The sequence below is a fragment of the Actinomadura fibrosa genome (assembly GCF_900659615.1).
Taxonomy (GTDB): Bacteria; Actinomycetota; Actinomycetes; order Streptosporangiales; family Streptosporangiaceae; genus Spirillospora; species Spirillospora fibrosa.
On the sequence record NZ_CAACUY010000519.1, the window covers coordinates 1 to 2,035 of the forward strand.

Annotated in this window: 2 protein-coding genes and 1 pseudogene; all 3 read left to right on the forward strand. The window is 77.4% G+C overall.

Features of this window, described 5'->3' with window-relative positions:
• Positions 1-255, forward strand: a pseudogene (locus tag E1300_RS51165) (hypothetical protein); the annotation flags it as partial.
• Positions 256-329: 74 nt separating this feature from the next.
• Positions 330-1,499 (forward strand): glycosyltransferase family 4 protein, encoded by a 1,170-nt coding sequence (locus E1300_RS49300; RefSeq protein WP_131764126.1) that lies wholly within the window; start codon positions 330-332, stop codon positions 1,497-1,499.
• On the forward strand, positions 1,499-1,948 hold the full coding sequence (locus E1300_RS49305; RefSeq protein WP_131764127.1) for a DUF2334 domain-containing protein: 450 nt from the start codon (positions 1,499-1,501) through the stop codon (positions 1,946-1,948). Before E1300_RS49300 ends, E1300_RS49305 begins: the two co-directional genes overlap by 1 nt.
• Positions 1,949-2,035 lie beyond the last annotated feature (87 nt).

A 2,035-nucleotide genomic window follows, 5' to 3' on the forward strand; every position in this document is an offset into this window, starting at 1 on the left:
CTGCTCGTCGCCGGGCTCGGCGTCGCGCTGCTCTACCCGGTGATCCTCGGCCGGGCGCTCGCCGCGTGGCCGGACGCGCCGGTCCGCGCGGCGGCGCGCTGCGCCCTCGCGTCCGGCGTCGCGATCGGGACGGCGCCGCTCGTCCTCGGCACGCTCGCCGACCTCACCACGCTGCGGGCCGCGGTCCTCGTCGCCCCGGCGCTGCTGCTCGTCCTGCTCGCGCGGTGCGCGCGGCGGCTCAGCGCGACCGGATGATCACGAGGCGCAGACGCACGTTCGCGTGATGTTCGCCTCGCGGGTGTCGGGACGCGACCGGGACGTCGCGCTCCATGGAGACTCTCTCCGCCGTGAAGGTCGCCATCGTGACCGAGTCGTTCCTCCCCCGCGTGAACGGGGTCACGGGCTCGGTCTGCCGCGTTCTCGAACACCTCGCCGCCCACGGCCACGAGGCCCTCGTCGTCGCCCCCGGACCCGGACCCGGCTCGCACGCCGGCGCGCCGGTCGCGGAGGTCCGGGGCGTCGCGCTGCCGTTCTACCCGTCGTTCGCCGTGGGAGTCCCCACCCGGCGCGTCACCGCGATCCTGCGCGACTTCGGACCCGACATCGTCCACCTCGCCTCCCCGCTCGTGCTCGGCATGTCCGGGCTCGCCGCCGCGCGGCGCCTCGACGTGCCCGCCGTCGCCGTGTTCCAGACCGACATCGCCGGGTTCGCCCGCCGGTACGGGCTGCGCGGCACCGACCCGCTCGTCTGGTGGTGGCTGCGCCGCCTGCACGGCCGCGCCGACCGCACGCTCGCCCCGTCCACCCCCGTGCTGGACGAGCTGGAGCGGCGCGGCGTGCCCCGCCTCGCCCGCTGGGGCCGGGGCGTGGACCGCTCCCGCTTCCACCCGTCGCACCGCTCCGCGGAGCTCCGCGCCCGGCTGTCCCCGGACGGCCGCGCCCTCGTCGGCTACGTCGGGCGGCTCGCCGCCGAGAAGCGCCCCGAGATGCTGACCCGCCTGGTCGGCGTCCCCGGCGCGCGGGTCGTCGTCGTCGGCGACGGGCCGGAGCGGGAACGGCTGAGCCGCCGCATGCCGGACGCCGTGTTCACCGGTTTCCAGACCGGTAAGGAGCTGTCCGAGCTCGTCGCCTCCCTCGACGTGTTCGTGCACCCCGGCACCGACGAGACGTTCTGCCAGGCCGTGCAGGAGGGCCTGGCCGCCGGCGTGCCCGTGGTGGCCGCCGCGGCGGGAGGGCCGCTCGACCTCGTCCGCCCCGGCGTCAACGGGCTGCTGTACCCGCCCGGCGACGGCGCCGGGTTCCGCGCCGCCGTGTCCACGCTCGTGGACGATGACCGGATGCGGCGGCGCATGGCCGTCCAGGCCGCCGAGTCCGTCCGGGGCCGCGACTGGGACACCGTCTGCGGCGAGCTCATGGGCCACTACCGGGAACTCGTGTACGGCCCGTCCGCCCGGCGCCGCCCCGCCTCCCCGCGCGGACGCACGGAGAGCGCCGCCTGATGACGACCCGGTTCCCGTTCGTCGTGTCCCTCCACGACGTCGCCCCGTCCACCGCCGGACCGACCGCCCGCTGGCTCGCCGACCTCGACGAGCGCGGCGTCCCCGCCACGCTCCTCGTCATCCCCGGACCGTTCGGGGGAGGCCCCTCCCTGCCCGCCGACGCCCCGCTCGTCGCGTCCCTGCACGCCGCCGCCCGCCGCGGCCACGAGCTCGCCCTCCACGGCTACCGGCACGAGGGCGTGCCGGGCGGACCGGCCTGGCGCCGCGGCGTCAACCAGGTCATGGCCCGCGGCGCCGGCGAGTTCTGGTCGCTGACCTCGGCGCAGGCCGTCGCGCGCCTGCGGGCCGGCCTCGGCCTGCTCGCCGACGCCGACATCGGCGTCACCGGGTTCACGCCCCCCGGCTGGCTCGCGTCCCCCGGCACCCGGCAGGCCCTCGCCTCGCGGTGATCTACGTGCCGCTGCTGGTCGTCCTGGTCAACTCGGTCAACGCCGACCGGGCGTTCGGCTGGCCGCCGTCCGGGTTCACGGGCCGCT